The following is a 25,202-nucleotide window of genomic DNA, read 5'->3' as shown; positions in this document are numbered from 1 at the left end:
TTTTCCATAGTTTCCCTAAACGCCCGCTTCTGTCATCCCGGCGAAAGCCGGGATCCATTCGCCTCTCGGTAGAAGCTGGCGCCGAAACGGAGACCCCAATGGATCCCGGCCTTCGCCGGGATGACGGCTTGAAGGGCGCCGCTGGTCACCCCCGCGGCCGCGAAACCCGCTGCAGCAGCATCCGCCACAAGGGGATCGTCGCCAGCGTCATCTGCGAGGCGAAGGGCAGGACCAGCGCCATCGCGAACGCGCACGTCGTGCCGAGCAGCGTCGCCACCCCGCGCTGGCGGATCACCCGGCAATGCGCCTCGGAGACCTGTTCACCTACCACTGGCGGCGAGGTGGCCAGCCGCTGCACCCAGATATTGGCGAGCGCGATCAGCATCATCCAGAAGGCGTAGAGCGCCGAGGGCACCCGGTGGCCGTAATATTCCGAGGAGAAGGCGGTGAAGAACGGCATCGCCGCCACCGCGCTCAGCATGCACAGATTGGGCAGCACCAGCTTCGGCGACCAGTGCCGCGCGCAGTCGAAGGCGCGGTGGTGGCCCGCCCAGAAGGCGCCGATCACGAAGAACGAGACGAAGAAGCTGAGGAACTCGACCGATAACGGCGCCAGTGCCCGGAGGAACGCCGCATCGGTGAAGGGCGGATGCACCTCCGGGACATGGATCTCGATGATCAGCAGCGTGATCGCGATCGCGAACACCGCGTCCGAAAAGAAGATCAGCCGCTCGAGCGCATGGCCGGGCCCGTGCGATTCCGGCGGGTGCGTGGTCTGCATCCGGTTCCCCCTCGTCCCGAGCGCATCCTAGCAGGCGATCAGCTATCCGTCTTGGGCGGCGTGCGGCGCGTGCGGGGCTTCGACGCCGTTTCGCCGGCCTTGCGGGTGCGGCGGGGCGGGGGCGCCTTGGCAGGCTTGGCCGCGGCCGGCTCTGCGGCGGGCGCGGGGTCGGCGGTCTCCGCCCCCGGTTTGCGCGCGCGGCGCGTCACGGGCTTGGCCGGTGGCGTTTCCTCCGCCGGCGCTGCGGCGACAGTCTTGCGGACGCGCTTCACCGCGGGCTTGGCCGGTTCGGCAACTGCCTCGGCCTTCGGTTCGGCGGCGGGCGCAGGGGGCGGGGGCGGAGGGCTGGCCTCGGCCGTGCTCTCGCCGCCCTTGATGCGCTGCGCCAGGGCGACGAGCCCCGCGGCGATCAGGTCGGCGATCACCGGGTGCTTGGCGAGGCCGGTGAGTTGGCGGCGGGCGTCCTTGGGCAGCTTGATGCCGCCGATCACCTTGGGCAGCAGCGACGGCGCCTTGCCGTCCTTCTTTGCCTTCTTCTCTTTCTTGCCGGCCATGCCGCGCCTCCCTCGCTGGGTGAAGCGGCCAGCTTCCGCCAAGCGATTCGCGCTGTCAACGTTGCATCGGTTCAGTGCTGGGTCGGCGCGTCCGCCTCCCATTCGAACACAATGTCCAGATCCGTATCGATCGGTGCGGATGCGGCAGTGGTGCGGCGCAGGCGCCGGGGCAGCACGGCAGCGTGCGAGGGCTGGCGTCGCGGCGAACGATAGGGCTTCGGCTTCTGCATCATGGGCTCCTTGCGTTTCCCCACATCTACCGAACCCTGCATATTCGATCAGGTTCCGCGATGCGCCGCGACGAGAGCGGCAAGGAAGCGGTGCAAACGTTCGCTATTGGCCTCCCAGGTGAACGGCGCCGCAATGCGACGCACCGTGGCGGCTGGCGGCGGGTTGGCGAGCAGCTCGGCGATGCTGGCGGCGAAGGCGGCCGGCGTGCGCGCGGCAATGCGCCCGGCTGTCGCCGAGGTCACCACCTGCCGCGCGCCGCCCACATCGGGAATGACGATCGGCGTGCCGCTCGCCAGCGCTTCGAGCCAGGCATTGGCGAGTCCTTCGGAGGCGGAGGCGAGCGCCATCACATCGGCGGCGGCGAGCAGCGCAGCGACGCGCTCGGGCGCAAGCGGGCCGCACAGGCGGATACGGTCGCTGCACCCCAGCGCCTCGATCCGTGCGGCAAGGCGATCGGCTTCCGGACCCTGCCCGGCGATGCGGAGATGCACGCCGGGCATGCTGGCGACCGCGTCGATCAGCAGATCGTGCCCCTTGAGGGGGATCAGTGCCCCGATCGAGGCGACCAGCGGCCCCTCGATGCCGAGCGAAGCCTTGGCTTCGGCACGGTCCCTCGGGGCGAAGCGTGCCAGGTCCACGCCGGTGACGATGCACTCGGTGCGCTCGGCGGGCATGCCCAGCGCGATCATGTCGTCGCGCAGCGCCAGCGATACCGCGAGCCGGCCATCTGCGGCGCAGCCTGCCGCGACGATCTGGCGGGCGATGGCGGGGCGACGGGTCCATTGGTGGATGTCCGAGCCGCGCGCCTTGATCGACACCGGTACGCCGAACGTCCTGCCGAGCGCGATCGCGGCGGGGCCGTCGGGGAAGAAGAACTCGGCGCTGATCACGTCGAAGGGGAAGCTGCGGCGCAGCTCGGCGAGCATCGGGCGGAGCGCGCGGGCGAGCATCGCCGCATGCAAGCGGCCGCCGGTGCCGGGCAGGTTGAGGAAACGCGGCCGGTGGACGGGCAGGCCGTGCCAGTCCTCGTGCGCCGGCTGGCTCGCGAGGGCGGCATAGCGGGGATGGCGATCGAGCGGGAAGGGCGGCAGCCCGCGCGGGGCGACGACCTCCACCGCCACGCCGTCCCGGGCCGCCAGGGCCCGCGTCTGGCGTTCGACGAAGATGCCGAAATTGGGCCGGGTGGCATCCGGGAACAGCGTGGAAAGGACGAGCACGCGAAGCATGTCCCGGGGCTATAGCGCCCCGGGGTTAATGCTTCGGGTGTCAGCGGCAGTTGCGGTCGCCGCCGCGCTCGATGGCGCGGCCGGCCAGCGCGCCGGCGACGCCGCCCAGTACCGTGCCGGCGGTGCGGTCGCCGCTGGTATCGATGGTCCGCCCGAGCAGCGCACCGCCGACCGCGCCGACCACGAGGCCGGTGGTGCCATCCGGCTTGCGGCAATAGCGGCGGCCATCGCGACCGCGCCACTCGCGATATGCATAGCGGCGATTGTCATCGCGATAACGGCGGTCGTCACGATAGCGACGGTCGTCCTGGTCGTAATAGTGGCGGCCCTGCGCCACCGTGGCCTTGGCTTCGGCCTGGTGTGCCGGCAGGACCATCGCGGCCGGTATGGCGAGCGCCGCGGCGCTGAGCGAAAGAAGAAGGGTACGCATAACAAACTCCCCGATCTGCTGTAGATGAAACGAACGTGTTGAGCTTAGTCTCGGTTGCATGAACCTGATACGACACGGCGTTCAGGCAGGAGGCAGCGGCATGGAACAAGGGCGGGCGGTAGCGGAGCGATTGCGGCTGGCACCGCATCCCGAGGGGGGCTGGTATCGCGAGACGTGGCGGGCCCCTGCGACAGAGGGCAGTCGATCGCCGGGTACCGCGATCCTCTTCCTGCTCGAATACGGCAAGCGCTCGCACTGGCATCGCGTCGATGCCGACGAACTGTGGCTCTGGCACGCCGGATCGCCCCTGGAAGTGCAGATCGGCGACGGGGAGGGCGGCATCGAGCGGGTGAAACTGGGTGCCGACATCTTCGCGGGCGAGATGCCCCAGGTGCGCGTGCCGGCAGGCCGATGGCAGGCGACCGAGGCACCGCATGGCTGGGGCCTGGTGAGCTGCGTGGTGGTCCCCGGCTTCGACTTTGCCGGGTTCGAGCTGGCCGCGCCGGACTGGTCGCCGCCGGGCGCGTGAGCGGGCTTATCCCCGTTATCCACAGTATCAACAGGGTGGCGACACGGCTTCGCGCTTGGCGGGACTCGCGGCGAGTGACACCCTGCATCCTGTAGGAACAACGGGCGCGCGGCGATGGAAATCGGAGCAATCCCGGGGTCTTACGGCCATGATCCGGTACTGCTGCCCTCGGGCATTGGTGCCCCATGGCAGGGATGCGCGCGCGGCCCCTCCCGGTGGCCCGCCATACGCCCGATGCGCCGCCCGCTTCCCTGCCGCTGGGGGTGGTGCAGGCCGCCGATGGCACACGCGATCGGCGACACGGGGGCCGGCGGCAGCGCCGGCCCCCTTTAGTTCGCGCTACTCGCTGATTGGCAAGCGACCGATCGCCACGCATAGCAGGTGCGGTTCGGTGGAGGAGCATGCGAGTGGGACGCATTTTCGAACGTTTTGCGCAGGGCGTGGCGGGCTGGGCGGGGCGGCCGCCTGCCTTTGCCCTCGCTTTCATGATCATCGTGGTGTGGGGGCTGAGCGGCCCGGTGTTTCACTGGTCCGATACCTGGCAGCTGGTGATCAACACCGGCACCACCATCGTTACCTTCCTGATGGTGTTCCTGATCCAGAATGCCCAGAACCGCGATGCCGCCGCGCTGCAGGCCAAGCTGGACGAAGTGATCCGCGCGATCGACAAGGCGCGCAACGAATTCATCGGCATCGAACATCTGAGCGAGAAGCAGCTGCTCGACATCCGCGACCGGCTCGAGCGCGAGTTCGGCGAAAGCGACCCCGCGCGGCACGAGGCGATCGAGGCGGTGATCGGCCGGCGCTGAAACGGCGGGGCGGCACGCGCCGCCCCGCAGCCGTCGTCAGGCCAGGTCCCACTCCAGCGTGATCTCGGCCTTGAGCAGCTTGGACACGGGGCAGTTCGCTTCGGCACCCTTGGCAAGCGCTTCGAACTGCTCCTCGCTGATGCCGGGGATTTCGGCATGGAGCTTCAGGTCCGAGCGGGTGATGGTGAACCCGTCGCCATCCTGCTCGAGCTTCACCGCCGCCGTGGTTTCCAGCGTGCCGTCGCTGAAGCCGGCCTGGGCCAGCGCGAAGCTGAGCGCCATGGTGAAGCAGCCGGCATGGGCGGCGGCGATCAGCTCTTCCGGATTGGTGCCCTTTTCGTCCCCGAAGCGCGTGTTGAAGCTGTAAGGCGTAGCCTCCAGCACCCCGGACGGGCTGGTCAGCTGGCCTTTGCCGGCCTTGCCGAAGCCGGTGTAGCGGGCGGTGGCGGTGCGGGTGGTCATGGCAGGGCTCCTCGCAGTCAGAACGGGCCGGGGAATCGACCCCGGCCCGACCCTATCATTTGCAGGTGACGTTGTTGCGATCGATCGAGCGACCCGCTGCGGCACCGGCGGCGGCGCCGAGCAGCGTGCCGAGCGTCTCCGATCCGCCGGGCGCGATGATGTTGCCGAGCAGGCCGCCGGCGACGCCGCCGACGATCAGGCCGGTGGTGCCGTCGTTGCGGCGGCAATAATAGCGGCCGTCCTGCCCGCGATAGACCCGGTCGTTCTGCGACAGGCGCCGCTCGCGGGCGCGCTGGTTCTCGCGATAATAGCGATCGGCATAATAGCCGTTATATGCCGGGTCCGGCCGGTTATAGTCATAGTTACGATAGCCGCGGTCGCCGGCATAGCCGGGGCCGTAGCCGCCTTCGGCGCAACCGGAAACCAGCGTCGCAGCAGCGACGATGCTCAGAGCGAAGATGCGCATTCGGTCTCTCTCCTGATCCATGGTGAAGTGGGTGGGCAATGCGCGGCCGCGCGGAAGGTTGCGCGGCCGTGCCGATGCGGGGAGGATCAGGAGGGCGCGGCGTCGTTGCGGCGAAGCGCGTCGGCCTGGCCGGCGACGAGCGTCGGTGCCGAGCCGCCGGCCAGTGCGGGCGCGAACGCCTCGCGCTCGTTCGCCGGGATCGGTGCCGTCGGATCGGGGCGGAACTGCTCGATCGCGCGTTGGCTGCCATCGGGATGGCGATCGCCCATCAGGTCGGTCGGGACGGTGCCCGGCGTGGTGGCGGCGATGCGGCGGCTTCGCAGTATGCTGAAGGCGATCGCGCCGATCGCGCCGAGCCCGGTGGCGGCGATCGCGGCGAGACCGGTTTTGCCGACGATCGGCCGCTTCTGGACCTTTGTCGCGGGCGTGGGCGCCTTGGGCGCGCGCTTCGGCCGCGCCTTGGCGGCAGGCTTGGCTGCGGCCGGCTCGGCCTTGGTATCCGCGGGTGCCGCGGCGGTGGCGGGGGCAGCCTTGGGGGTACGCTTGCGCGGGGTCGTGGACTTCGGCGTCTTGCTGGCAGTGGCCATCGAAATCTCCTTTCGGTTACGGCACGGTCAACGGGCCGGGACGCGCACCTGTTCCGAGCGGCGCGCGATCAGCGGCAATCAGCGGGCGCAGATGCGGGTGCGCGCGTTCACCCAGCACCCGTCCCGCAGCGTGACGACACCCAAGGGGTCCATCGCCTTGTCGTCGTCGGGATCGGCATTCCAGCTTGCATCTGCCTTGCCGTCGGCACGCGTGGTGACCACGGCGAAGTGCGACTGGGCGGGTTTGCCGGCGCTCCAGGTGTTGAGCGTGTAGCCGCCGTCGCCCATCGGATAGACCTGGCAGCGGCCGTCGAGCAGCGTTTTGCCGTCGACGTCGAAGCGACATTGCTTGGCCGCGGAATGGGGCGAGGTTTCGTCCTTCGCCACCGGCATGGGACTGGGCAACGGCGCGGGACCGGGGCTTGCGCCGACCGGAGAGTCGACATTCGCCGTAGCGATGGTGTCGGCGGCCTGCGGGCTGTTGCAGGCCGCCAGCGGCGCGAGGAGCAGCAGCGCCGCGGCGATCGAACGGGTCTTCAGGGGCAAACGGCGTCTCCGCATGAGGTTGCCCCGCCCTACCCGCACGGCGCTGATTTTGTTCCCGAACGGTGAAGCCAGCAATAGCCCCTCCCCTTCCCGCGTGAACTTTCCGCCAAATCCTCCTATCTGACTCCGCATGCCTACCCGGTTTGCTTCCGTCCCCCATCGGCGTGCCCTGATTGACCGCCGCGCCGTCGCCGAGCGCCTCGCGGCGTTGGCGGCAGGCGACACTGCCGCGCTCCGCCAGGCGGGCGCGGCGGAACTCAAGGCCGCGCTCGATGCGGGCCAGGCAGAGATTGCCCGGCGGCTCGCCGAGCACCCGTCGCGCGGGCTCGAGGCGGCGGCTGCCGGTGCGTTTCTCACGGATCAGATCCTGCGGCTGCTCTGGGACTTTACCGTCGAGCGGCTGCATCCCAATGCCAACCCCACCACCGCCGAGCGGATGACGCTGATCGCGGTAGGCGGCTATGGCCGCGGCGAGATGGCGCCGCATTCGGACATCGACATCGGCTTCCTCACGCCTTGGAAAGTCACCGGCTGGAGCGAGCAGGTGATCGAATCGATGCTCTACTCGCTGTGGGACATGCGGCTGAAGGTGGGCCATTCGTCCCGCTCGCTCGATGAGATGGTACGCCAGGCCAAGGCCGATGTGACGATCTGCACCGCGCTGCTCGAGGCGCGCTATGTTTGGGGCGATACCGAACTGTATGACGAGGCGGCGAAGCGCTTCAAGGCCGAGGTGCAGGCCGAGAAGGCGCGCAGCTTCATCACCGCCAAGCTCGAGGAGCGCAACGCCCGCCACAAGAAAATGGGCGACAGCCGCTATGTCGTCGAACCCAATGTCAAGGAGGGCAAGGGCGGCCTTCGCGACCTGCACACGCTCTTCTGGATCGGCAAGTTCGCCTATAACGTCCGCGAGCCCGCCGAGCTGGTCGAGGCCGGGCTGCTGACCCCCGCAGAATATCGCCAGTTCCGCCGCGCCGAGAATTTCCTCTGGGCGGTGCGCTGCCAGCTCCACCTGATCACCAACCGGCCCGAGGATCGGCTGACCTTCGACGTCCAGCGCGAGATCGCCGAGCGGATGCGCTTCGCCGATCGCCCGGGCATGTCCAAGGTCGAGCGCTTCATGCGCTATTACTTCCTCCAGGCGAAGGTGGTGGGCGACCTGACCGGCGTGTTCCTTGCGCATCTCGACGAGAAGTTCGCGGCGCGCGGGCGGCGCTTCGGCTTCCCGGCGCTGTGGCGCGGGCGGCGCAAGCTCAAGGGCTTCGTGCTGGAGCGGGGTCGGCTGGCACTGCCGCGCGACAGCTTCTTCCGCGAGGATCCGGTTCGTCTGATCGAGCTGTTCGCGCTCGCCGACCAGCACGAGCTGGAGATCCATCCGCTGGCGATGCGCGCCGCCGCGCGCGATGCCAAGCTGGTCGACGATGTCCGCACCAATCCGCGCGCCAACGCGCTGTTCCTCGACGTGCTGACCTCGAAGCGCGATCCCGAGACGGTGCTGCGCTGGATGAACGAGGCGGGCGTGTTCGGCCGCTTCGTGCCGGACTTCGGCCGCGTCGTCGCGCAGATGCAGTTCGACATGTACCATCATTACACGGTGGACGAACATTCGATCCGCGCGATCGGGCTGCTGAGCAAGATCGAGAAGGGGGAGCTGAAGGAAGACCATCCGCTCGCCACCGGCATCCTGCACCAGCTCGCCTCGCGGCGCGCGCTGTACGTCGCGGTGCTGCTGCACGACATCGCCAAGGGCCGCAGCGGCGACCATTCGATCCTGGGTGCCGAAGTCGCCGAGCGGCTCTGCCCGCGCCTCGGCCTGACGCCGGGCGAGACCGAGATGGTCGCCTGGCTGGTGCGCTGGCACCTGCTGATGTCCGCCACCGCGTTCAAGCGCGACCTGGCCGACTTCAAGACCATCCTCGACTTCACCGCCCAGGTGCAGAGCGCCGAGCGGCTGCGCATGCTGCTCGCGCTGACCGTGGTCGATATCCGCGCGGTCGGCCCCGGCGTGTGGAACGGCTGGAAGCGCCAGCTGCTCGGCGGCCTCTACGAAGCGGCCGAGGAAGTGCTGCGGCTCGGCCACAAGCAGCGCGGCCGCACCGAGCGGATCGCCGCCAAGCAGGAGGAACTCGGCGCGGCGCTGGGCTGGGAGCCGTCGAAGTTCGAGGCGTTCAAGAAGCGCTTCACCGAAAGCTACTGGATCGCCGAGCCGGCCGATGTGCTGTCGAGGAATGCGGTGATGCTGGCGGACGCGGGCGACGCGACGCTGCATGTCGAGGCGCAGGTCTATCCCGATCGCGGCGCGACGCTGGTGACCGTCTATGCGTCCGACCACCCAGGCCTGTTCTACCGGATCGCGGGTGCCATCCATGTCGCCGGCGGCAATATTATCGACGCGCGCATCCACACCACGCGCGACGGCATGGCGCTGGACAATTTCCTCGTCCAGGATCCGTTCGGCCAGCCCTTCGACGAGGAGGCACGGCTCACCCGCCTCAAGACCGGCATCGCCGATGCGCTGGCGAACCGCGCGCGGCTTTCCGAACGGCTGAAGACCAAGGCGCCGGTGCGCCCGCGCGCCGACGCGTTCTCGATCGAACCCAACGTGTTCATCGACAACAAGGCGTCGAACCGCTTCACCGTCATCGAAGTCAACGCGCGCGATCGGCCGGCGCTACTCTACAGCCTGGCCAACGCGCTGTTCCAGTCGAAGGTAACGATTCACTCGGCGCATGTCGCGACCTATGGCGAGCGCGCGGTCGATACCTTCTATCTGACCGACCTGATCGGCGATAAGATCGCCTCGTCGTCGCGACTCAAGACGATCGAGCGGCGGCTGTTGGAGGCTGCGGCCGGCGAGGAGATCGCCCAGGCCGCCTGATCTGGGGGGATGGACATGCCGGTAGTGGGGCTGGGCGGCTATTTCTTTCGCGCGCAGGATCCGGAAGGCCTGAAGGCCTGGTACCAGGAGGTATTGGGGGTCGGCGGCGGCTGCGGCACCGATGCGCAGGGCGAGGCCAGCCCCTGGTTCTGGTATCCCGAGCCGGGCGGCATCGTGTTCCAGCCCTTTGCCGCCGACAGCAGCTATTTCGCGGCGGACAAGCCGGTGATGCTCAACCTGCGGGTGATCGATCTCGATGGGTTGCTCGAGCAGCTGAACGCCGCCGGCATCGCGATCGAGACGCGGGCGGAGTGGGACAGCCTCGAAACCGGCCGCTTCGCGCGGATCCACGATCCCGAGGGCAATCCGATCGAATTGTGGGAAGCGCCGGCGGACTGACACGCCGACGCGAAACGCGTGCCCGCAGCGCGAGCCGCCCGCCAGCCCTCAGTGGAGGGGCGACAGGCGCAGCGCTGCCAGGCCGCGTCGCGCTGGATCAGCCCCGTGTGTTCACCGCATAGAGCGCCACGGCGGCGGCGTTCGACACGTTCAGGCTTTCGACCTTGGGCGAGATCGGCAGCCGGGCCAACTCGTCGCAATGCGCCTCGGTATTCTGGCGCATGCCTTCGCCCTCTGCGCCGAGCACGAGGGCGACACGACCTTCACCCATCACCTCGCCCAGTGTCGCCTTGGCATGGCCGGTGAGGCCGACGCGCCAGAAGCCTGCCTCGGCGATCTCGTCAAGCGCGCGCGACAGATTCACCACGCGGACCCAGGGCACCACTTCCAGCGTGCCCGCGGCCGAGCGGGCGAGGGTGCCGGTCTCTGGCGGTGCGTGCCGGTCCTGCGTCACGATGCCGAGCGCATCGAAGGCGGCCGCCGAGCGCAGGATCGCGCCGACATTGTGCGGATCGGTCACCTGGTCGAGCACCAGCAGCGGCCGCTTGTCGTCCGCGCCCTGCTCGAGCAGATCGCCCAACCAGATCTCCTCGAGCGGGTCGACTTCGATCACCAGCCCCTGGTGCGGTGCATCAGCCGGCACGAGGCGACCGAGATCGGCCGCGTCGGCATAGGTGATCGGGATGACCGGGGGCAGGTCCAGCGCCGACAGCGCCTCGCGCGTGCCCCAGATCTTGCGCACCGTCCGCTCGGGATTGGCGAGTGCCGCGAGCACCGCGTGGCGGCCGTAGAAGCGCGGCCGCGATGCAGGTGCCTGGCTGGGACGATGGCCTCGACGTTTCATCAGTGTGCAGACTCCGGGAAGGGATAGAAGCGATCGGCCGGGGTCGGCGCGGTCGCAAGCGGCGCGCGCGGCAGCGGCTGATCGCTGTTGGCGGCGTTGATCAGGAATGCGGCGAGGATGGTTGCGCCCTGGCGCATATCGTCGGCCTTCAGATGATCGAACGTGTCGACGTCCGTATGATGCACCATCGAGCCATAGTCGAGGGGGTCCTGGATGAACTGGAACGCCGGGATGCCCACCGCGTCGAAGAAGACATGGTCGGTGCTGCCGGTGCGGCGTGCCGAGACGTTCGTCGCGCCCATGCTGTGGAACGGCGTGAACCACTGCTCGAAGATCGGCATCACCGCGGTGTTGCCCTGGGCATAGATCCCGCGAATCTTGCCCGAGCCGTTATCGAGGTTGAAATAGGCGGCGAGCTTGCCGTGATCGGGCCCCGGCGTGATCGGGAAGGCGCGGCTCCACGTCATGTAGCGAACGATGCCGCTGGCGCCGGCGTCGACCGGGCGCTTGGCGACGTGATTTTCGACATAGGCCATCGAGCCGAGCAGGCCCTGTTCCTCGCCGGCCCACAGCGCGAAGCGGATCGCGCGCTTGGTCTTGATGCCCGATGCCTTGATGATGCGCGCGGCCTCCATCACCATCGCGCTGCCGGCGCCATTGTCCGCCGCGCCGTCACCCATCGCCCAGCTGTCGAGATGCGCGCCGGCCATCACATAGCCGGCCTTGGGATCGGTGCCAGGGATGTCGGCGAGGATGTTGTACGCCTTGGTGTCGCTGTCGTCGAAATGGTTGACCGCGTCGATTTCCAGCGTCGGCTTGGCACCCATCTTGGCGAGCCGGGCGAGGCGGCGATAATCCTCGGCCGCAATCTCGATGCCCGGCAGGGCGCCGGACTGGCCGACCTGGAACTGGCTGTTCTGGCCGTGGACCAGCTTGCCGTTGCGGCTGGACATGATCGCATAGCCGATCGCGCCTTCTTCCTTCAAAAAGGCGTCGCGCTTGCCGGCGAAGGTGAATCGAGCGGCATTGAAGGGGCGTTCGCCGCCGCCGTTCGGCAGATCGTAAAAGTCGCGCTTGGTGAGTTCGTCGTCGGTCCAGCGCTTGAACGGCGCCTCGGTCGCTTCCTCCAGTTCGCGCGGTTCGGTGATCAGCACCACCTTGCCCTTCAGCTTGCCCTTGTACTGGGCAAAGGCAGCTTCGTCGGCGAGCGGCGCCAGCACCACCTCACCGGCGATCGCGCCGTTGGTGCGGGGGGTCCAGGGCAGCGGCGCGGCAACCAACTGGAGCGGGCGGGGGGCGACCATGCGCACCGCGAGCTTCTCGTTCGACCAGCCGCGGCCGAACTCGAACCCTTCCTTGTGCACATTGACCAGGCCCCATTCGCGGAACTTGGCCTGGGTCCAGTCTTCCGCCTTGCGGATGCCCGGCGAGTTGGTGAGCCGGGCGCCGATCACGTCCGTCAGATACTGCGCGATTCGCATCACCTCGCTGTGGTTGGTGCCCTGGTCGATCACCCGGTCCGTCGGCGTGGTCTGGATCGAATGGGCAGCGATCGGTGCGCTGGCGAGCAGGGCGGCCGTGAAAGCAAGCATGGTGCGACGCATTAGGTTCCCCCGAAATGTGAAGGCGGGACGCTATGCGTGCAAAAGAGTGCACGCAAGGCGTTGACAGCTTCGCTTCGCTTCGGCATTGGGCCCACCTCGCTCGCAAGCGGCGGTCTCCATGGATAGGTGGCCGAGTGGTTAAAGGCAGCAGACTGTAAATCTGCCGGGCTTCGCCCTACGGTGGTTCGAATCCATCCCTATCCACCACCGCCGCTGCGAGCGAGGTTCCCGTCTCGCTTCTCGCCGCGCTCCGATCCGGGAGCGACAGGGCGCATCCGCTCCGCTATAGTTCGGCCCTGCAGTCGTGCCTTGGCAGGGGTGGTACAGCGTGCGAACCAGATTTCTCCGCCCGACGCGCGCCTTGCAGACCTGGTGGCAGGGTTCCGCGACCGTAACTCGCCGGCCGCGCGGCCGGTCTCCCTGGCATTGCCGGCGCGGCCCGAGCTTTTTATCGAATTCTATTTTGGCGCGCCGGTGCTGGCGACGACCTCGCGTGGAACGGCCTTCGCACCCAGCACGGTGCTGGTCGGGCCCTCGACCGCGCACCATACCGATCTGCATTTCGACGGCGCGATCGATACGTTCACGATCAAGCTGCAGCCTACCGCGTTGCATCGCCTGTTCGGGATGGCGGGCCGGCTGCTTGTCGATCAGGCCGAGGAGGCCGGGCTGGTAGATGCCGGATTCGCCGCGTTGCGGCGATCCCTGGAGGGCGTACCGGAGTTCGCCGGGCGGGTGGCGCTTGCCGAGGATTGGCTGCGTCGGCGAGCGGCCTCGGCACGGGAGGTCAGCCCGATCGACCATGCGGCGCGGCTGATTCGACGCTCCGGCGGCCAGGTTGATCTCGATCGCCTTGCTGATCGCTGCGGCATGGGGGCACGCCATTTCCGGCGCTGCTTCGGCGCGGCGGTGGGGCTCCCGCCCAAATTCTACAGCCGGATCGTGCGCTTCCACGCGGCGCTGCAGGTCAAGGATCGGCATCCGACCTCGACCTGGACCGAGGTTGCGCATCGGCTAGGCTATTTCGATCAGTCCCATTTTCTGCGCGACGCGCGCGTCTTTGCCGGCGACATGCCGCTGCCGCGCTACGCCCCTACACCGGTGTGGCGAGAGGGGGCCGTGGCCGGATTTTCCTATTCCGCGCGATAGTGCTTCGGGCACCGGGGCGAACGACGCATCCACGCAGGGGGACTGGCATGATGACGCACTATGACGCCGCTGCCGACATTCGCGAATGGCTGGAGCGGCACTGCCGCGCCTGGAACGACGATGACGTCGCCGCGATGTTCGAGGTCGCCGCGCCTGATCTGCATTGGGTCAATGTCGTTGGCATGCACTGGCAGGGGCGAGACCAGGCGCTCGCCGCGCACCGCGCCTTCTTCGCCCGCATGTTCGCGGGCGTGCCGCTAGGCTTGGTTGCGATCGAGAGCATCACCGCCATTACCGCCGAGGTGCGCATCGCCGTCGTTCGTTGGCAACTCGGCAGCTATGTCGTGCCCAGCGGCGAAACGATCGAGGACGAGGAAAATCGGATGACGCTCGTGTTTTCCGGAGCGGACGAGCGGCTGCAACTCCGTCATGTCGCGAATGTCCGTATCGATGCGATGGCGGCCCGGCACGATCCGGTCGCCGGGATAGGGTAGTCGACAACCGCTCCGGAAGCGGCCGCAATGCCCGTCTGTGCGGCGCGCTCAGTTCTTGCCGTACATCGCTAGTGTGCGCTGGCGATATTCGATCAACTGCAAAAGATGGTCCAGTTCGCGGATGCGCTGCACGGGCGCGCCTTCGCGGATCGCCCCTTCGATCTGATCGAGCAAATAGGCCGCGCTGCCCTCGCCATGGGTCAGGTAAATCGCCTCGGCGCGATCGAGCAGCGTGGAAAGCGGCGTCACGGAAGGTTCCTTGCGCGGAAAGAGCATTCATATCCAAAATGAACTTAGCCGCGCAATGTTCAAGGACTTGCGATCGTTTCGATATCTGCCCTAGGTGTGTCCCGTGTCGGGATAAACCCTTACTTGTAGCCGCGTACGCAAAAATCCAATACGGATATAAAGATACGCGAGTTTTCGACCAAATGAACGAACCGGGCGCTGGAATTGAGACGATATGCGCGCATCTGCTGGATGCGATAGCGCTGCTCGACCGTTTGGGCGAGGATGCGGAGGCGGCGCATGTCTCGCTGTCGCTGGAGCGGCTGACCGGCAAATATGGCCTTACGGCAACGAGCCTTTCGACGCGCGATCCAGAATAAGATCGAAGAATCGGTCCAGCGCGGCACTGGTGCCGCCGCTGAGCTCGAGATAGGTGAAGCGGCGATCGCTCGGCAGGCTGCGCTTGTGGATCATGCCGCGCCGGGCAAGCGCGTTGATCCAGCGCAGCGCCGTCGTGGTCGGCACGCCCGACGCGGTGCACGCGGTGGACGTCGAGACATCCTGCCCGTCCGCCCGGCTGACATAGAGCGTGAGCAGGATGTTCAACGCCGGATCAGCGAACAGATCCCGCGCAACCTCGCTCTCCAAGAGGCCTCGTCCCCAGAGTAGCAAGCGCGCGAGATCCAGCCGCCCGAGAGCGGGCACCGCGCCGCTCGTTCGAGACGGGGAAGATTTCGGCGCGCCAGCCAGCTGCTGGAAGATCCGCTTGATCTCGCTCAGCCGCGCATCGAGTTCGTCGAATAGTTCGGTGCCGTGCACCCCCAAATTGTCCTCCATCGTTGCCAGTGCTTAGGCAGCGATCGTTACTCGATCAACTCATGGACGTCCTTAGGATAGCTTAAACCTTCGGTGCCCCGAAGATGTGCGTGAACGAAACCGCAGACGTTAGAAGACGTTCGCCACCAATTGCCGAAACGCATCTGCGCGGTGGCTCATTGCATGCTTGGCGGCTGGATCCATTTCGCCAAAGGTTTGCACATGGCCGTGCGGGACGAACATGGGGTCATAGCCAAAGCCTTGCTCGCCGCGCGGCGGCCAGACGAGGTCACCATGTACGCGGCCCTCGAACCATTCGACATGCCCATCCGGCCACGCCAGCGCGAGCGCGCAGACGAAGTGCGCCGCCCGACTGGTTTCGGGCGGTAGCGCTTCGAGCTTGTCGTGGACGCGGCGCATCGCCAGGCCGAAGTCGCGGCCTTCGAACGGGGCGACCGGTTCGAGCCCGTCCATTCCCGGTGCCGCCACGCCCCAGCGCGCCGAGTAGATGCTGGGGGCGAGGCCGAGCGCCTCGACGCACAGCCCCGAATCGTCCGCCAGTGCGGGCAGCCCCGACAGGTCCGCCGCCTGGAGCGCCTTGAGCTCGGCATTGGCGACGAAGCTGGTGCCGGTCTCCTCGGGCTCGGGCAGGTCGAGCTCGGCGGCCGAGACCGGCTCGATCCCATAGGGACCGAGCAGCTCGCGGATCTCGCGCACCTTGCCCGCATTGTGGCTGGCGATCACCAGCTTGCCGGGGGCGAGCTTGCGGATCGCCTGGGGGACGTCGCCCTCGCCGCTCATCCGACCGCCTTCAGTTGCGCGTCGAAGATGCGGGCGCAGCCGATGCGGGCGAGGCGGAGCAGGCGCAGCAGGCCTTCCTCGTCATAGGTCGCGCCCTCGGCGGTGGCCTGCGCCTCGGCGATGTTGCCGTTGGAGAGCAGCACGAAGTTCGCATCCGCGTCGGCCGACGAGTCCTCGGGATAATCGAGGTCGAGCACCGGCGTGCCCTGGTAGATGCCGCAGCTTACCGCCGCCACCTGGGTGGTGATCGGGTCGGTGGCGATCGCGCCTTCCGCCATCAGCTTGTTCACCGCGAGCCGCAGCGCCACCCAGGCGCCCGAGATTGCCGCGGTGCGGGTCCCGCCATCGGCCTGGAGCACGTCGCAGTCGAGCGTGATCTGGCGCTCGCCGAGCAGCTTGAGGTCGGTGACTGCCCGGAGGGATCGGCCGATCAGCCGCTGGATTTCCTGGGTGCGGCCCGACTGCTTGCCCTTGGCCGCCTCGCGCTGGCCGCGGGTGTGGGTGGCCCGGGGCAGCATGCCGTACTCGGCCGTCACCCAGCCTTCGCCCTTGCCGCGCAGGAACGGCGGCACGCGCTCTTCGACGCTGGCGGTGACGAGCACGCGGGTGTCGCCGAAGCCGATCAGCACAGAGCCCTCGGCGTGGCGGGTGAAGTTCGGCGTGATGGTGATTTCCCGCATTTCGTCGGGGGCGCGGCCGGATGGGCGCATGCGATTCAGTCTCCCTACAGGTAGAGCCGGGCACCTAGACCGTGGCGGCGCGTTTCGCCAGTCTTGCACGATCAGGGGAGAAAGACACGCATGCGCCTGTTGGTTGCACTGGTTTGCGGCGGAGCGATGCTCGGCGGCTGCATTCCGCAGGTGGCGCCGCCCGACGGTTCGTCGCGCCCGGCGCCCGCCAGGCCTCCCCGCCCGACACCACCGCCGGTCAGCAGCGGGATCCCCGCCGACCCGTCCGCGCCGATCGTACGCGGCGAGATGGTCCGCTACGCGACCAGCCCCTGCGGCGGCGCCTGCCCGGTCTACACCGTTACCGTGCGGCCGGATGGGACCGGCACGTTCGAGGGGCAGCGCTTCACTGCGGTGACCGGCGCGCGCGACTTCCGCGTGTCCCCGGCGCAGTACGAAGCCTTCCTCACCCGGCTCGCCCCCTATCGTCCGCGCAGCGGCAGCGTCCGCACCGCGCCAGGGACGCCGGCTTGCGGCCAGCACGCCACCGACATGCCGAGCGTCGAGGTCCAGTGGGACGGAAGGGCAGGGCATCGGTCCTTCTCCTATTATTTCGGCTGCGACCGAACGCGGAGCCCCGGCGTCGCCGATGCGCTGGGGTCGGCACCGGATCTGTTGCCGATCGCCAGCCTGATCGGCGCGCGGCCTTGAAGCCGACCCGGCGTACCGCCTAGATAACAGCCACCATGATCACGCCGCCGATCCACGAGCTGACCGACCGCGCGCGCGACGTGTTCCGCATCGTGGTGGAATCCTATCTCGACAACGGCGCGCCGGTGGGATCGCGCACCATCTCGCGCATCTCGGCGCTCAACCTGTCGCCGGCGTCGATCCGCAACGTGATGCAGGATTTGGAGGAGCTGGGCCTGCTCGCCGCGCCGCACACCAGCGCCGGCCGGATGCCGACCGAAAGCGGGCTGCGCCTCTTCGTCGACGGGATGATGCAGGCGAACGAACCCTCGGTGGAGGAGCGCGCGGCGATCGAGGCGCGCGCCGGCATCGGCGGCCCGGTCGAGGATGCGATTGCGGAGACGACCGCGGCGCTTTCCGGACTGTCGGCCTGCGCCGGGCTGGTGCTGGTGCCCAAGGCCGAGACGGTGCTGCGCCAGTTCGGCTTCGTGCCGCTCAGTCAGGACCGCGCGCTGGCCGTGCTGGTCGGCGAGGACGGCTCGGTCGAGAACCGGGTGGTCGAGCTGCCCGGCGGGGTCGACCCGATGTCCCTGCAGCGCGCGGCCAATTACATGAGCGCCACGCTCGCCGGGCTGACCCTCGCCGAGGCCCGCGGCCGGATCGAGCGCGAGCTCCGCCAGCAACAGGCCGCGCTCGACGCTGCCGCCGCCGATCTGGTCGAGCGCGGGCTTGCGGTGTGGAGCGAGGATAGCGGCCGTCGCCCGGTGCTGATCGTCCGCGGACAGGCCCGGCTGATCGACACCAGCGCCACCGAGGATCTCGACCGCGTCCGCCAGCTGCTCGATGAGCTGGAGGGCAAGGAGGAGATCGCCCGGCTGCTCGACAGCGCCCGGGAAGGCGAGGCGGCGCGGATCTTCATCGGCTCCGAGAACAAGCTGTTCGCGCTTTCCGGCTCGTCGGTGATCGCCAAGCCGGTGCGATCGCTGGACGGCCGGGTGGTCGGCGTCGTCGGCGTGATCGGCCCGACCCGGTTGAACTATGCCCGCGTCGTGCCCATGGTGGATTTCACGGCGGCCACATTGGCCCGTTTGCTGGCCTGAAGAAAACAGGGAACCATGTCCGAGAACATCGAAAATACCGAACCGACCCAGGGCGAAACGCTGGGGCAAGAGACTGCACAAGCCGCGCCGGAAGTGGCCGAGCAGGACCGTGTCGCCGAACTGGAGGCGCAGCTGGCCGAGGCCAAGCAGGCGCATCTCTACGTCCAGGCCGACATGCAGAACCTGCGTCGCCGCACCGAGAAGGAAGTGGCGGACGCACGTGCCTATGCCGCGACCAGCTTCGCCCGCGACATCCTCTCCGTCGCCGACAATCTCGGTCGGGCGCTCCAGGCGATCCCCGCCGAGCTGCGCGACGACGAGAAGATGAAGGGCCTGGTCGTGGGCCTGGAGGCCACCGGCCGCGAGCTGGAGGCGGTGTTCGGCCGCCACGGCATTTCCAAGGTGGTGTCGCTGGGCGAGACACTCGACCCCAACAAGCACCAGGCGATGATGGAAATGCCCGTCGCCGACAAGGAGCCCGGCACCGTGGTGCAGGAGATCCAGTCCGGCTACATGATCAAGGACCGACTGCTCCGCCCGGCGCTCGTCGCCGTCGCCAAGAAGCCCGACTGACCGGCCTTCGCCCCGCTCCGAACAGGGGCGGGGCATTGCCTCGCAGTACCGACCCGCTGCCTCCGTTCCTCGCACTGCCATTGCATTCCCTCCTGCATGCGCCCACATAGGGGGTGCTGAAGTCGCAAATCGTTGGTCTCTGGTGCTTTGCGGCTCCGTTTTCCTTCCATCCCTGCCCTGAAGCGCGAGGTCCGCCCGCACGGGGCGCGCCGACAATGCAAGGAAAACACATGAGCATCACTGGCACCGTCAAGTTCTTCAACGCCGACAAGGGCTATGGCTTCATCGCGCCGGATACCGGCGGCAACGACGCCTTTGTCCACATCACCGCGGTGGAGCGCGCCGGCATGATCACGCTGCAGCAGAACCAGCGCGTGACCTATGAACTGGAGCAGGATCGCCGCGGCAAGATGGCGGCGGTCAACCTTCAGGCGGCTGACTGACCTGAGCCCCAAGACGGCGGCCCCAACCGGGGCCGCCGTTTTCGCATGTCCCTCCCTCTTTCCCCAGCGAGGACTTCCCGCCGATGACCGAAATCGAACTGTTCCGCGCCCGTGCCGACGAAGCCGGTGCCGCCGCCGCCGGCTGCGATCTCGACAATGTCCGCGAGCGGCACCTCCGCTCCCAGGCGGCCTGGGAAGCGATGGCCGTCCGCGCCGAGCGGGTCGCCACCCAGCGCGCGCTCAACGAGGCCGAGAAGGAAGCCCGCGCGGTTTCCTTCTGATCAGCGCGGCGCCCGGACCTCGACCAGCCGGGCAATGTCTGCGTGCAGCGAATCGATCTTCGCGTGCAGCTCCTCGATCTGCGCCTCGGCGCGCAGGTTGGTCTCATAGTCGAGCCGCGCCTCGAGCCGGTCCTTCGCCGCCTGGCGGTTCTGGCTCATCATGATGATCGGGGCCTGGAGCGCGGCGAGCATCGACAGCATCAAGTTCAAAAAGATAAACGGAAACGGGTCGAAGGCGTGCGCGGCCAGCACGACCGTGTTCAGCACCGCCCAGGCGGCGAGGAACAGGCCGAAGCCGATGATGAACCCCCAGGAGCCGCCGACCGCCGCGACCCGATCGGCGAGGCGCTCGCCGAAGGTCAGGCGTTCGTCGAACACCGCGTTGAGGTCCCGAGACGCCCCGCTGCCGATCCGGCGCAGGTCATACAGGAAACGAATGGCTGCATTCATGGTACACCTCACTGCCGACCGGCCCGCCCGGGCCGGCGCGTGAGGTGACCGAGGTCGATCAGATCAGCGCGGCGGCCCGGACAGGCGCGGTCGGTCTACTTTGATCGTTACTCGGCATGGTTCCTTCTCGGATCCGTTGGCGTTTGGACGCACCCTTGGCGCGACCGGAGCGGGAGATGGGCGCGTCGGCTGGAGGTGTCAAGCCGGGGCCAGCCGCGGGCGTCCCGGGATGCGACGAAGCGGGTGGGGGCGGGGAGTCCGGCGCCTTTCGCGCTGCGCTCCCCTTCCGCTTGCGGGAGGGGCCGGGGGAGGGTGTGTGAGGGTGGCAGGCGGTGCCGTCGCCATCTGTGCTCCCCTCCCGCTTGCGGGAGGGGGCGGGGGAGGGGGTGGCCGCTCCGCCAGAACCATCGGCTACCAGGTGCGCCAACGACCTCGCGCCATCGTGACCGGCCGCCTGTGGCGCTGCCAGCCCCTCCCCTAACCCCTCCCGCAAGCGGAAGGGGGACATAGCCTCGGCTTCGCCTTCGCTTTCCACTTCCCCCCAGAGCGGCACGCCGTTGGCGTCGACCTCGATCACATCGACTCCGTCCGCGAAGAACGCATCGCGTTCCTGCGCCGCCGCCGCCCGACGGGCCTCGCGCGCCGCACGCAGCGGCCCTTCCAGCACCTCCAGCTCCTCGGGCGACAGCTCGCGCGCATAGTCCGGCTCGCCATAGTCGCCCCATTCCTCGCCGGTGAAACCCTCGGGCGGCGGGAAGCGCGTGCGCCATTCGCCGAGGTCGCCGTCCCACCAGACCGGATCGTCGTTTGCGGGCGCGTCCTCGCGAAGTTGCGGAAGTTCAGGCCCGTGCGCGCTTGCGTCCTCGGCCGCCGGCGCCGGCGGGGCGAGCACCAGCAGCCCCGCCGCCTCGGCCCGCGCCCATTGCTCGGCGCTCCACCCCGCGCGCTGCGCCGGATCGAGATCGGCGATTGCCACCGCCTCGGCCGCGTCGCTGCGCCCGCGCAGCCAGGCATCGGCGCGGGCGAGCGTGCGGACCGGCGCGAGATCGTCCGGCGCCCCGTCGCCCGCATCTCCCGCCAGCCGCCGCGCGAGGAACAGCCCGGCGCGCGCCGCACCGCCGTCGCGCTCGACCAGTTCGAGATATTGCTCGAACTCGGCGGCGGCGAGCCGCGCGGCGGCATGGTCGGCGGGCCCCTGCGCATCGTCCGCCAGCCGGTCGAGCCGGTTGAGCATGTGCATCGCCAGCCGGTTGTCGTGGCGCTGGCGGGTTACGGTGGAGCCGTCGGCATGGGTGATCGTCTCGACGCTGCCATGCACCGCGCGTTCGAGCAGCGTGTCGGCCAGACGCTCGCGCGCCAGCAGCAGCGCCGCCTGCCAGCCGAGCGCGAACGCCGCCCCGCGCGCCGAGCGGCGCAGCGCATAGGCCGAGGTGACCGACATGCCGAGCGCGAGGCAGGCATTGGTGATGGTGTGCCCCTCCGCCAGCATTTCGAGGAACTTGCGCTGCCGCTCCGCCGTCCAGCCATCGGCGCGCGTCGCACGGGTGGGAGTGCAGGCAGGGGTGGGGGCGGGGAGCGGGCCGCGATCGATCAGCGCATCGAGGCAGAACAGGTCGTCGCCATCGGGGTGGGGCGGGAGGATTTCGGCAAGGTCGGGCATGTCGCATCTCCTGGAAGGCCAAGGCGACTCGCCAGATATGCCGGAACGGTGGCTGTAGGAAAGCGATTTGTTGCCGGTTTGTTCTTTTAGGTTGCGTCTGTGCCTCCGCAGCCCTCCGCCAGGCGGGCGCCCATCCTCCCCCTTGACGCAGGGCAATCGCATTTGGAACCTCGCGACGACGGCACGTCCAAAACAATCGTCATCCCGGCGGAAGCCGGGATCCATTCGCGCTGAAATGGCGGTTCTTTCCCCCCGCGTCGAGGGCAATGGATCCCGGCTTTCGCCGGGATGACGGAGCAAATTTGCCAAATGCGATAGCCCTGCCCCTTGACGGGGGAGGATAGCGTAGCTTGGCAGCCTGCTGCCTAGCGAAGCTTGGAGAGGGTGAGCGGCGGCACAGCCGCCGCGCGATTTGCGCCGCAAATCGCCCCCTCTCCCTCCCATCCACCGCAGGGGGGGAGGGGAGCGCACACGCGATGGTCCTGCCCGCCCGCACTCACCGCAGCAATCGTTTCGGTTGCAGTGCATGATTGGCATGCGGCCGCACCCGTGCGATATTGCGCCGGCTCGCGGGGGCGGGCAGCGGCAAGGGGTGGCACGCATGGGCAAGCATGTGCTCGTGGTCGGCTGGGAGCCGACCAGCATCGATTTCGACAGCGACTTTTTCCGGGGCAAGCCGCTGACCGCGGCCTCGATACAGGCCGGGCTCGACGCCGATCACGCGCGGCTGCTGGCGGCGGGGTACGACGTGACCTGGCTCTATGCCCGCTATGGCGGCGATCCGGCGGCCGAGGCGGCGCGGCTGCGCGATCTGTTGGCGGCGCGACCGGCCGATCTGGTGGTGGTCGGCGGCGGCGTCCGGCTCGATCCGACGGCGACGCCGATGCTGGAGGCGCTGGTCAACGCCGCGGCCTCGGCCGGCGTGCGGCTGGGGTTCAACACCACCCCCAACGATACCGCCGCGGCAGTGGAACGCGGGCTGGCCGACGCGCTGGTGGCCTAGCGGCGCGGGCGGGCGCGACGCTGCTGCCCAAAGATCGCTGCCAAGCCGCGCGTGCGGCCTGTATCCTGCCGCCTCCAGCCGTCATCCTGCAGCCGTCATCCTGCAGCCGTCGTCCTGCAGCCGTCATCCCGGCGAAAGCCGGGATCCATTGGGGTCTACGTCACGGCTCGAGCCGTGACGGAGTGGCGTCTGGATCCCGGCTTTCGCCGGGATGACAGTGGAAAGGAGCGGGGACCCGCCCCCTCGCCCACCGCGTTCAGCGCGGGCGGTGGGTGGTGCCGATGCCGGGGGTGATGAAGATCGCGGTGCAGGTTGCGCCCGGCGCGACATCGGCGGTGTGCCAGGTGCCCCCACCCCGCAAAGTGCTACTTTGCGGGGACCCCGGAAGACGCGTTGATGGCGTAATCGTTCGCGGCGAGCGTCACGCGCTCGGTGCTGCCGTCGGCATGTTCCTGGTGGAGCGTGCAGGCACCCTGGGTGCAGATCACGCGTTCCGCGCCGTGCGGGTGCATCTCCCACGAGTCCCAGCTTTCCGAAAAGGCGAACTGCGAGACCAGCCGGCCCTCCAGCCCGTCCGCTTGATGGCGGGCGGCATAGGCCTCGAACCAGTCGGGGCCGGTGAAGTCGGGCTCGACGCTGGCGCTGGCGGCGCGGCCGAGATGGGCGGGGTTGGTGGGGAGGTGAGGCATCTAACCTATGCGCCTAATGCAGCTAGATGCTCTCGGAGCAGTGTTGGAACCGTTTCTACGAAGCGTGTAGCACTTCTGTACCTTTCCATTATTTCCATTGGCGTGCTTTCAAGCGCGAAACTGCCAAAGTTTTGGTGGACCAATCTGTTTCTGTCAGAGCCAAGCGACATGAAGTCTTTGACGCCCTGACTTAAATTTTCATCAGCTTTGATCCTTTGTTCCGCAAACTTCTTGAAACCCTGCCCGAAAAGAGCAAAAAATTTTGCGGCGCTGCTCGTGTTCCAATCAAACCACGTGTGATACTGTCGAGCAATTGCTTTAGATTTTACAAGTTCAAGAATAGGGCTGTCATTGCCGACTACGGCGCTGCAAAATGTGACTACGGTCTCGCTGAGTTTATATTCAAAGTAACTTGCCACTGCAAGGAGCAGGCATTTTCTGTGAATGTCTTCAAGAGTAATGCTTAGAGAGGGTTGTTCTGCTGTCAGTAGGTGTTTTGACGCCTCAGTAAGTTCGTTGTATAGAACCTCGATAGCATCCTCTGCCATATTCTGGCTCCGTCACAACGAGGTTAAATGGTGTCGCGCTCGGTCAAGGCGCAACAAAACATTTGCAGTCCTTGTTGTGCCCTCGATGGCCGCCATTAGGAACTTCTTATCTTTGGACAGATTTGATATTTCATCTCCGTCTATGTTGCCTTCTGCAACGCGACGGGCCTGGAAGGCTCCCTCCAAGGTGGCTGTAAAGGTGGCCTCGAACAAAGCTATATTGAACCTGCCGTTACCTACATTAACAAAAACATCGTCTGGAAGTTCATGAGTTGACCGCAGGAAGGATTGAAACAGGCGCTCCAGATAATGGTTCTGTTCGGCGCTTTGATTTTCACACATCTTGGAAAATCTATTTAGAAAACGAACCATCGATGGTGCGTATTCAGCGCTTTGAATGAGCATTGCAAATGCTCTCAGAAGGATTTCAATATCCTTCATATGAAGATCCGGCTGAGGTGATTGAAGTAGCTCTCTCCACCTCGGTTCACGATTGACCTTGTAAAGCATGTCATAAAATGAAGAGTGGTACATGCTTGTACGTATTTCCTGAGGGCGAAGATTAACGCCCCCAGTATTCAATCTATTGAAAACCTCATATATCGCCGAGTCGTCGTCACCAGGTCCGTTTTGCTTAACCACAATATTTCGAATCGGCCTTAGGTCTAGCTGAGTCTTGTATTCACCCATGGTGGCGTAATTCGTGCCGTCAAATTTGTTTCTCTGGTTTGGTAGAGATCCAGAAAGGCGGAGGTTGAAGTCTTCGAAATAGTCGTCGCTATACAGCACATTGTCGGGAATTCCGCCGTGCTCGTCAAAAATTGCGCGAAGTTCTCCTCGCTTCTCTTTTTTTGGAAAGCGACGCTTCACAAAGTAATAGATGGACATCAGTCGTTGCTGACCATCAATGACAAGAAATTTATTTCTTGCCTGCTCATAAAGAAACAACTGGGGTACAGGGATGCCAAGTATCAGCGATTCAATCAATTTCGAAGACCGCTGCTTGTCCCAAACGAAATTCCTCTGAAAACCAGGAATTTTGACAGCACCAGATTCTATAAAGCTAAATAATGTGAGGACATTAAAATCGTTGGGAGTTGCGGTGACGTCATACTCGTCGATTTGATTATCATCGGCTTCCTCCGCATAATCCTCAAACCAATCTACTGAGTCTTCCACCGCATTTCCTCCGCTGTTACCCTGCCGTATTGCCGCGATGTTCGAAAATTGCAACAGCGCTGAAATTCTAGCCGGTGAGCAAAA

Annotated in this window: 33 protein-coding genes and 1 tRNA gene; 14 read left to right on the top strand and 20 right to left on the bottom strand. The window is 66.9% G+C overall.

What is annotated here, in order from left to right:
- Positions 1 to 145: 145 nt before the first annotated feature.
- The 5 genes from SAZ01S_RS17600 to SAZ01S_RS17585 form a co-directional block, all read right to left on the bottom strand.
- Entirely contained in the window at positions 146 to 781 is a 636-nt protein-coding gene (locus SAZ01S_RS17600) for a TMEM175 family protein (protein WP_084583583.1), read from the bottom strand.
- Between the two features lie 38 nt (positions 782 to 819).
- Positions 820 to 1,335, bottom strand: a complete 516-nt coding sequence (locus tag SAZ01S_RS17595; protein ID WP_084583582.1) for a hypothetical protein — start codon at positions 1,333 to 1,335, stop codon at positions 820 to 822.
- Positions 1,336 to 1,406: 71 nt separating this feature from the next.
- Complete coding sequence (locus SAZ01S_RS24100) at positions 1,407 to 1,568, bottom strand: hypothetical protein (RefSeq protein ID WP_218018112.1); 162 nt, start codon at positions 1,566 to 1,568, stop codon at positions 1,407 to 1,409.
- A gap of 45 nt (positions 1,569 to 1,613) precedes the next feature.
- Positions 1,614 to 2,792 carry a glycosyltransferase gene (locus SAZ01S_RS17590; RefSeq protein WP_084583581.1) on the bottom strand — a complete coding sequence of 393 codons (1,179 nt, stop codon included), beginning with the start codon at positions 2,790 to 2,792 and terminating at the stop codon, positions 1,614 to 1,616.
- A gap of 40 nt (positions 2,793 to 2,832) precedes the next feature.
- Positions 2,833 to 3,222, bottom strand: coding sequence for a glycine zipper 2TM domain-containing protein (locus tag SAZ01S_RS17585; RefSeq protein ID WP_084583580.1), 390 nt, complete (start codon positions 3,220 to 3,222; stop codon positions 2,833 to 2,835).
- A gap of 100 nt (positions 3,223 to 3,322) precedes the next feature.
- On the opposite strand from SAZ01S_RS17585, the gene SAZ01S_RS17580 reads away from it, so the two are divergent.
- Together SAZ01S_RS17580 and SAZ01S_RS17575 are read left to right on the top strand one after the other, a co-directional pair.
- Positions 3,323 to 3,751, top strand: a complete 429-nt coding sequence (locus SAZ01S_RS17580; RefSeq protein ID WP_084583579.1) for a cupin domain-containing protein — start codon at positions 3,323 to 3,325, stop codon at positions 3,749 to 3,751.
- A gap of 407 nt (positions 3,752 to 4,158) precedes the next feature.
- Positions 4,159 to 4,560 carry a low affinity iron permease family protein gene (locus SAZ01S_RS17575; protein ID WP_084583578.1) on the top strand — a complete coding sequence of 134 codons (402 nt, stop codon included), beginning with the start codon at positions 4,159 to 4,161 and terminating at the stop codon, positions 4,558 to 4,560.
- 36 nt (positions 4,561 to 4,596) lie between these two features.
- On the opposite strand, the gene SAZ01S_RS17570 is transcribed toward SAZ01S_RS17575, so the two are convergent.
- The 4 genes from SAZ01S_RS17570 to SAZ01S_RS17555 form a co-directional block, all read right to left on the bottom strand.
- Positions 4,597 to 5,022 (bottom strand): OsmC family protein, encoded by a 426-nt coding sequence (locus SAZ01S_RS17570; protein ID WP_084583577.1) that lies wholly within the window; start codon positions 5,020 to 5,022, stop codon positions 4,597 to 4,599.
- A 55-nt stretch (positions 5,023 to 5,077) separates the two neighbouring features.
- Positions 5,078 to 5,488: a glycine zipper 2TM domain-containing protein gene (locus SAZ01S_RS17565; RefSeq protein WP_084583576.1), complete on the bottom strand. Its 411-nt coding sequence runs from the start codon at positions 5,486 to 5,488 to the stop codon at positions 5,078 to 5,080.
- 86 nt (positions 5,489 to 5,574) lie between these two features.
- Positions 5,575 to 6,075: a hypothetical protein gene (locus SAZ01S_RS24245; protein ID WP_084583575.1), complete on the bottom strand. Its 501-nt coding sequence runs from the start codon at positions 6,073 to 6,075 to the stop codon at positions 5,575 to 5,577.
- Between the two features lie 78 nt (positions 6,076 to 6,153).
- Positions 6,154 to 6,621: a hypothetical protein gene (locus tag SAZ01S_RS17555; protein ID WP_084583574.1), complete on the bottom strand. Its 468-nt coding sequence runs from the start codon at positions 6,619 to 6,621 to the stop codon at positions 6,154 to 6,156.
- Positions 6,622 to 6,751: 130 nt separating this feature from the next.
- Between SAZ01S_RS17555 and SAZ01S_RS17550 the strand changes: the two genes are divergently transcribed.
- Together SAZ01S_RS17550 and SAZ01S_RS17545 are read left to right on the top strand one after the other, a co-directional pair.
- The gene (locus tag SAZ01S_RS17550) at positions 6,752 to 9,499 is read left to right on the top strand and encodes a [protein-PII] uridylyltransferase (protein ID WP_084583573.1); all 2,748 of its coding nucleotides are present in this window, start codon (positions 6,752 to 6,754) and stop codon (positions 9,497 to 9,499) included.
- 15 nt (positions 9,500 to 9,514) lie between these two features.
- The gene (locus SAZ01S_RS17545; RefSeq protein WP_084583602.1) at positions 9,515 to 9,898 is read left to right on the top strand and encodes a VOC family protein; all 384 of its coding nucleotides are present in this window, start codon (positions 9,515 to 9,517) and stop codon (positions 9,896 to 9,898) included.
- Between the two features lie 97 nt (positions 9,899 to 9,995).
- Here the strand turns inward: SAZ01S_RS17545 and rlmB are convergent, their stop codons facing one another.
- Both rlmB and SAZ01S_RS17535 read right to left on the bottom strand, forming a co-directional pair.
- The gene (rlmB, locus tag SAZ01S_RS17540; protein WP_084583572.1) at positions 9,996 to 10,742 is read right to left on the bottom strand and encodes a 23S rRNA (guanosine(2251)-2'-O)-methyltransferase RlmB; all 747 of its coding nucleotides are present in this window, start codon (positions 10,740 to 10,742) and stop codon (positions 9,996 to 9,998) included.
- Positions 10,742 to 12,346, bottom strand: a complete 1,605-nt coding sequence (locus tag SAZ01S_RS17535; protein ID WP_084583571.1) for a M20/M25/M40 family metallo-hydrolase — start codon at positions 12,344 to 12,346, stop codon at positions 10,742 to 10,744. Before SAZ01S_RS17535 ends, rlmB begins: the two co-directional genes overlap by 1 nt.
- A gap of 120 nt (positions 12,347 to 12,466) precedes the next feature.
- Here SAZ01S_RS17535 and SAZ01S_RS17530 point away from each other — a divergent pair.
- The 3 genes from SAZ01S_RS17530 to SAZ01S_RS17520 all read left to right on the top strand — a co-directional run bounded on the left by SAZ01S_RS17530 (position 12,467) and on the right by SAZ01S_RS17520 (position 13,989).
- Positions 12,467 to 12,553 (top strand) — tRNA-Tyr (locus tag SAZ01S_RS17530).
- Positions 12,554 to 12,718: 165 nt separating this feature from the next.
- Positions 12,719 to 13,495 (top strand): helix-turn-helix domain-containing protein, encoded by a 777-nt coding sequence (locus tag SAZ01S_RS17525; protein ID WP_139810129.1) that lies wholly within the window; start codon positions 12,719 to 12,721, stop codon positions 13,493 to 13,495.
- A gap of 47 nt (positions 13,496 to 13,542) precedes the next feature.
- The gene (locus SAZ01S_RS17520; RefSeq protein ID WP_084583569.1) at positions 13,543 to 13,989 is read left to right on the top strand and encodes an SgcJ/EcaC family oxidoreductase; all 447 of its coding nucleotides are present in this window, start codon (positions 13,543 to 13,545) and stop codon (positions 13,987 to 13,989) included.
- A 48-nt stretch (positions 13,990 to 14,037) separates the two neighbouring features.
- Here SAZ01S_RS17520 and SAZ01S_RS17515 read toward each other — a convergent pair whose 3' ends face one another.
- Positions 14,038 to 14,238 carry a hypothetical protein gene (locus SAZ01S_RS17515; protein WP_084583601.1) on the bottom strand — a complete coding sequence of 67 codons (201 nt, stop codon included), beginning with the start codon at positions 14,236 to 14,238 and terminating at the stop codon, positions 14,038 to 14,040.
- Between the two features lie 182 nt (positions 14,239 to 14,420).
- Here SAZ01S_RS17515 and SAZ01S_RS24095 point away from each other — a divergent pair, with 182 nt between their 5' ends.
- Positions 14,421 to 14,597, top strand: a complete 177-nt coding sequence (locus SAZ01S_RS24095) for a hypothetical protein (protein WP_167693202.1) — start codon at positions 14,421 to 14,423, stop codon at positions 14,595 to 14,597.
- On the opposite strand, the gene SAZ01S_RS17510 is transcribed toward SAZ01S_RS24095, so the two are convergent.
- The 3 genes from SAZ01S_RS17510 to rph all read right to left on the bottom strand — a co-directional run bounded on the left by SAZ01S_RS17510 (position 14,560) and on the right by rph (position 16,544).
- Positions 14,560 to 15,036, bottom strand: coding sequence for a helix-turn-helix domain-containing protein (locus SAZ01S_RS17510; RefSeq protein ID WP_245824981.1), 477 nt, complete (start codon positions 15,034 to 15,036; stop codon positions 14,560 to 14,562). The genes SAZ01S_RS24095 and SAZ01S_RS17510 overlap by 38 nt on opposite strands.
- Before the next feature lie 126 nt (positions 15,037 to 15,162).
- Positions 15,163 to 15,834, bottom strand: a complete 672-nt coding sequence (gene rdgB / locus SAZ01S_RS17505; protein ID WP_084583567.1) for an RdgB/HAM1 family non-canonical purine NTP pyrophosphatase — start codon at positions 15,832 to 15,834, stop codon at positions 15,163 to 15,165.
- Positions 15,831 to 16,544: a ribonuclease PH gene (gene rph / locus SAZ01S_RS17500; protein WP_084583566.1), complete on the bottom strand. Its 714-nt coding sequence runs from the start codon at positions 16,542 to 16,544 to the stop codon at positions 15,831 to 15,833. The genes rdgB and rph overlap by 4 nt, the downstream gene beginning before the upstream one ends.
- A 90-nt stretch (positions 16,545 to 16,634) precedes the next feature.
- Between rph and SAZ01S_RS17495 the strand changes: the two genes are divergently transcribed.
- The 5 genes from SAZ01S_RS17495 to SAZ01S_RS17475 all read left to right on the top strand — a co-directional run bounded on the left by SAZ01S_RS17495 (position 16,635) and on the right by SAZ01S_RS17475 (position 19,589).
- The gene (locus tag SAZ01S_RS17495) at positions 16,635 to 17,213 is read left to right on the top strand and encodes a DUF6438 domain-containing protein (protein ID WP_084583565.1); all 579 of its coding nucleotides are present in this window, start codon (positions 16,635 to 16,637) and stop codon (positions 17,211 to 17,213) included.
- Positions 17,214 to 17,248: 35 nt separating this feature from the next.
- On the top strand, positions 17,249 to 18,292 hold the full coding sequence (hrcA, locus tag SAZ01S_RS17490; protein ID WP_084583564.1) for a heat-inducible transcriptional repressor HrcA: 1,044 nt from the start codon (positions 17,249 to 17,251) through the stop codon (positions 18,290 to 18,292).
- Between the two features lie 15 nt (positions 18,293 to 18,307).
- The gene (grpE, locus tag SAZ01S_RS17485) at positions 18,308 to 18,865 is read left to right on the top strand and encodes a nucleotide exchange factor GrpE (RefSeq protein ID WP_084583563.1); all 558 of its coding nucleotides are present in this window, start codon (positions 18,308 to 18,310) and stop codon (positions 18,863 to 18,865) included.
- Positions 18,866 to 19,095: 230 nt separating this feature from the next.
- Positions 19,096 to 19,308 (top strand): cold-shock protein, encoded by a 213-nt coding sequence (locus SAZ01S_RS17480; RefSeq protein WP_010544313.1) that lies wholly within the window; start codon positions 19,096 to 19,098, stop codon positions 19,306 to 19,308.
- Between the two features lie 83 nt (positions 19,309 to 19,391).
- Positions 19,392 to 19,589, top strand: a complete 198-nt coding sequence (locus SAZ01S_RS17475; RefSeq protein ID WP_084583562.1) for a hypothetical protein — start codon at positions 19,392 to 19,394, stop codon at positions 19,587 to 19,589.
- On the opposite strand, the gene SAZ01S_RS17470 is transcribed toward SAZ01S_RS17475, so the two are convergent.
- Complete coding sequence (locus SAZ01S_RS17470) at positions 19,590 to 20,039, bottom strand: DUF1003 domain-containing protein (protein ID WP_084583561.1); 450 nt, start codon at positions 20,037 to 20,039, stop codon at positions 19,590 to 19,592.
- Positions 20,040 to 20,097: 58 nt separating this feature from the next.
- A complete protein-coding gene (locus SAZ01S_RS23795) occupies positions 20,098 to 21,699 on the bottom strand; it encodes a hypothetical protein (RefSeq protein WP_139810128.1) in 1,602 nt (533 codons plus the stop codon).
- A gap of 601 nt (positions 21,700 to 22,300) precedes the next feature.
- Here SAZ01S_RS23795 and SAZ01S_RS17460 point away from each other — a divergent pair.
- Positions 22,301 to 22,702, top strand: a complete 402-nt coding sequence (locus SAZ01S_RS17460; RefSeq protein ID WP_084583559.1) for a diacylglycerol kinase family protein — start codon at positions 22,301 to 22,303, stop codon at positions 22,700 to 22,702.
- 365 nt (positions 22,703 to 23,067) lie between these two features.
- Here the strand turns inward: SAZ01S_RS17460 and SAZ01S_RS17455 are convergent, their stop codons facing one another.
- The 3 genes from SAZ01S_RS17455 to SAZ01S_RS17450 are packed head-to-tail and all read right to left on the bottom strand — an operon-like array spanning position 23,068 to position 25,118.
- Positions 23,068 to 23,391, bottom strand: coding sequence for a cupin (locus SAZ01S_RS17455; RefSeq protein ID WP_369688888.1), 324 nt, complete (start codon positions 23,389 to 23,391; stop codon positions 23,068 to 23,070).
- 5 nt (positions 23,392 to 23,396) lie between these two features.
- Positions 23,397 to 23,939 carry a HEPN domain-containing protein gene (locus SAZ01S_RS23790; RefSeq protein WP_139810127.1) on the bottom strand — a complete coding sequence of 181 codons (543 nt, stop codon included), beginning with the start codon at positions 23,937 to 23,939 and terminating at the stop codon, positions 23,397 to 23,399.
- 12 nt (positions 23,940 to 23,951) lie between these two features.
- Positions 23,952 to 25,118 (bottom strand): DUF262 domain-containing protein, encoded by a 1,167-nt coding sequence (locus SAZ01S_RS17450; protein ID WP_139810131.1) that lies wholly within the window; start codon positions 25,116 to 25,118, stop codon positions 23,952 to 23,954.
- Between the last annotated feature and the right edge of the window lie 84 nt (positions 25,119 to 25,202).

The organism is Sphingomonas azotifigens NBRC 15497, assembly GCF_002091475.1.
GTDB classification, from domain to species: Bacteria; Pseudomonadota; Alphaproteobacteria; order Sphingomonadales; family Sphingomonadaceae; genus Sphingomonas; species Sphingomonas azotifigens.
The sequence above is the reverse complement of the archived record's forward strand: the minus strand, read 5'-3'. Positions and strand labels throughout refer to the sequence as shown.

Coding starts and splice junctions, on each gene's coding strand:
- SAZ01S_RS17600 (WP_084583583.1), bottom strand. CDS start 781: ATGCAGACCACGCACCCGCCGGAATCGCACGGGCCCGGCCATGCGCTC.
- SAZ01S_RS17595 (WP_084583582.1), bottom strand. CDS start 1,335: ATGGCCGGCAAGAAAGAGAAGAAGGCAAAGAAGGACGGCAAGGCGCCG.
- SAZ01S_RS24100 (WP_218018112.1), bottom strand. CDS start 1,568: ATGATGCAGAAGCCGAAGCCCTATCGTTCGCCGCGACGCCAGCCCTCG.
- SAZ01S_RS17590 (WP_084583581.1), bottom strand. CDS start 2,792: ATGCTTCGCGTGCTCGTCCTTTCCACGCTGTTCCCGGATGCCACCCGG.
- SAZ01S_RS17585 (WP_084583580.1), bottom strand. CDS start 3,222: ATGCGTACCCTTCTTCTTTCGCTCAGCGCCGCGGCGCTCGCCATACCG.
- SAZ01S_RS17580 (WP_084583579.1), top strand. CDS start 3,323: ATGGAACAAGGGCGGGCGGTAGCGGAGCGATTGCGGCTGGCACCGCAT.
- SAZ01S_RS17570 (WP_084583577.1), bottom strand. CDS start 5,022: ATGACCACCCGCACCGCCACCGCCCGCTACACCGGCTTCGGCAAGGCC.
- SAZ01S_RS17565 (WP_084583576.1), bottom strand. CDS start 5,488: ATGCGCATCTTCGCTCTGAGCATCGTCGCTGCTGCGACGCTGGTTTCC.
- SAZ01S_RS24245 (WP_084583575.1), bottom strand. CDS start 6,075: ATGGCCACTGCCAGCAAGACGCCGAAGTCCACGACCCCGCGCAAGCGT.
- SAZ01S_RS17550 (WP_084583573.1), top strand. CDS start 6,752: ATGCCTACCCGGTTTGCTTCCGTCCCCCATCGGCGTGCCCTGATTGAC.
- SAZ01S_RS17545 (WP_084583602.1), top strand. CDS start 9,515: ATGCCGGTAGTGGGGCTGGGCGGCTATTTCTTTCGCGCGCAGGATCCG.
- rlmB (WP_084583572.1), bottom strand. CDS start 10,742: ATGAAACGTCGAGGCCATCGTCCCAGCCAGGCACCTGCATCGCGGCCG.
- SAZ01S_RS17535 (WP_084583571.1), bottom strand. CDS start 12,346: ATGCGTCGCACCATGCTTGCTTTCACGGCCGCCCTGCTCGCCAGCGCA.
- SAZ01S_RS17520 (WP_084583569.1), top strand. CDS start 13,543: ATGATGACGCACTATGACGCCGCTGCCGACATTCGCGAATGGCTGGAG.
- SAZ01S_RS24095 (WP_167693202.1), top strand. CDS start 14,421: ATGAACGAACCGGGCGCTGGAATTGAGACGATATGCGCGCATCTGCTG.
- rdgB (WP_084583567.1), bottom strand. CDS start 15,834: ATGAGCGGCGAGGGCGACGTCCCCCAGGCGATCCGCAAGCTCGCCCCC.
- rph (WP_084583566.1), bottom strand. CDS start 16,544: ATGCGCCCATCCGGCCGCGCCCCCGACGAAATGCGGGAAATCACCATC.
- SAZ01S_RS17495 (WP_084583565.1), top strand. CDS start 16,635: ATGCGCCTGTTGGTTGCACTGGTTTGCGGCGGAGCGATGCTCGGCGGC.
- hrcA (WP_084583564.1), top strand. CDS start 17,249: ATGATCACGCCGCCGATCCACGAGCTGACCGACCGCGCGCGCGACGTG.
- grpE (WP_084583563.1), top strand. CDS start 18,308: ATGTCCGAGAACATCGAAAATACCGAACCGACCCAGGGCGAAACGCTG.
- SAZ01S_RS17480 (WP_010544313.1), top strand. CDS start 19,096: ATGAGCATCACTGGCACCGTCAAGTTCTTCAACGCCGACAAGGGCTAT.
- SAZ01S_RS17475 (WP_084583562.1), top strand. CDS start 19,392: ATGACCGAAATCGAACTGTTCCGCGCCCGTGCCGACGAAGCCGGTGCC.
- SAZ01S_RS17470 (WP_084583561.1), bottom strand. CDS start 20,039: ATGAATGCAGCCATTCGTTTCCTGTATGACCTGCGCCGGATCGGCAGC.
- SAZ01S_RS23795 (WP_139810128.1), bottom strand. CDS start 21,699: ATGCCCGACCTTGCCGAAATCCTCCCGCCCCACCCCGATGGCGACGAC.
- SAZ01S_RS17460 (WP_084583559.1), top strand. CDS start 22,301: ATGGGCAAGCATGTGCTCGTGGTCGGCTGGGAGCCGACCAGCATCGAT.
- SAZ01S_RS17455 (WP_369688888.1), bottom strand. CDS start 23,391: ATGCCTCACCTCCCCACCAACCCCGCCCATCTCGGCCGCGCCGCCAGC.
- SAZ01S_RS23790 (WP_139810127.1), bottom strand. CDS start 23,939: ATGGCAGAGGATGCTATCGAGGTTCTATACAACGAACTTACTGAGGCG.